This is a genomic window from Moorena sp. SIO1F2 (assembly GCF_010672755.1).
In the GTDB taxonomy this organism is placed as follows: Bacteria; Cyanobacteriota; Cyanobacteriia; order Cyanobacteriales; family Coleofasciculaceae; genus Moorena.
In genome coordinates this window covers 1-1,932 of sequence record NZ_JAAHFV010000619.1, presented here as the reverse complement: position 1 = coordinate 1,932, position 1,932 = coordinate 1, and the positions used below count along the sequence as shown (strand labels likewise).

General features: G+C 42.2%; 1 protein-coding gene. It reads left to right on the top strand.

Annotated elements, in window-relative coordinates:
- Nucleotides 1–437: 437 nt before the first annotated feature.
- Nucleotides 438–1,055, top strand: coding sequence for a transglutaminase family protein (locus tag F6J94_RS33450; RefSeq protein WP_293048179.1), 618 nt, complete (start codon nt 438–440; stop codon nt 1,053–1,055).
- The last annotated feature ends 877 nt before the right edge of the window (nt 1,056–1,932 follow it).

Genomic DNA, 1,932 nt, shown 5'->3' with positions numbered 1-1,932 from the left:
CTGCTCCCTGCTCCCTGGCTTAGAATGAGTATTAATGATTATAGCGTTAATTGCATGTATGAGGTAAAATAATTCACCTCAAAGTCCCCCTTTTTAAGGGGGACCAACGGGGGATCCATTTGTACCTCATGAGTTCTATAAAAACTATAGATTACTTTACCCAACCTACTTTAATTGCTTTTTTTTTCCCTACCGATTCCCTGCTCCCTGCTCCCTGGTTTAGAATGAGTATTAATGATTATAGCGTTAATTGCATGTATGAGGTAAAATAATTCACCTCAAAGTCCCCCTTTTTAAGGGGGACCAACGGGGGATCCATTTGTACCTCATGAGTTCTATAAACGTTATATATTACTTTACCCACCCTACTTTAATTGCTATTTTTTTCACTCCCAACTCCCGACTCCCGACTCCCGACTCCCGACTCCCGTTTTAACATGGAGAATACACAAAACTATCTACAAACGACTCCAATCATCGATTGGCAACATCCTACAATTCTGGAACTGGCGAGGACAATAGCCCTAGAGCATCAAACATCGAATGCGATCGCAAAAGCCTGTTTTGAGTGGGTTCGAGATCAGATTCGCCATAGCGTTGACTATAAAATGAACCCTGTCACCTGTCGTGCCTCGGATGTACTTAAGTATAAAACCGGTTATTGTTACGCAAAAAGCCATTTGCTAGCTGCCCTATTACGAGCCAATGGAATTCCAGCAGGCTTTTGTTATCAGCGATTAAGCATTAATGACGATGGTGAGCCTTACAGTTTGCATGGTTTAAATGCCGTTTACTTAGCTGAATTCGGTTGGTATCGAATTGATACCAGAGGAAACCGTGAGGGAATTGATGCTCAATTCAATCCCCCAAAGGAGCAATTAGCTTTCAGCATTCGACTTCCTGGAGAAGCTGATTTTCCTAATATTTTTTCTGAACCACTTCCTATAGTTATCGAAGCATTACAGGCTGGTAGTACTTGGGATGAAATGCTTGGTATTCTTCCAGATGTTTTGTTGGAGGAATGGGAAGAATTAAGAATGAAGAATGAAGAATGAAGAATGAAGAATGAAGAATGAAGAATGAAGAATGAAGAATGAAGAATGAAGAATGAAGAATGAAGAATTTAGAATTTAGCTGCGTAGGGTGTGTTAGGGGCGGAAAGCTTCTGATTTTTAACCTCCTACCAGGGTTGGGATAGTCCGCCCCGTAACGCACCACCTGTAAAGCTAGGGAACAGGGAACAGGGAACAGGCAAGATGCGCGTTCCAGCAATAGGCTTCCCTTAAGCGTGGTAAATATGGTAAGTGTTGTAAGTGTGGTTAGGGTGGGTAGAGAAAAAAAATGAGCGATCACAGAATTATAAAATAAGCGATCGCTACATCCAAAACAAGCAATCTGTCCAGTATTTTACCACTCCGAAAGCTTAAGCTATCCACTATTAGCTATCAGCTAATGCACTAAGCGCACGCCTGAATGCTTACCCGAAACCTGGACAGGCTACGGGATGCTATTGAAGAGCCGGTACTGGAACGCCCTAAAAAACTTTAACAAAACTCGCGAAATTCCCCACCCTCTTCCAGGGTGTTGAAGTTACCGTAAGTAGAGGGTCGCCTTTAAGGTTGGTCGGCTATGGGAAAAAGGGTTAAAACTGTTTGATTAAGGCTCCACTCTACTAAGGTGCGCGTCTCTAGGATGGATAGCGAGACAGAAAATTTCTTTTATCCCTTGACACATTACTGTGAAATACATATAATAGTAAGCATGGTCGATTTTGAAGTTACCGTAAGAATAAAGAAGCCTTAATCACAAAGATTTAACCCTTTTTCCCATAGCCGACCAACCTTAAAGGCGACCCTCTACTTACGGTAACTTCAACACCCTGGAAGAGGGTGGGGAATTTCGCGAGTTTTGTTAAAGTTTTTTAGGGCGTTC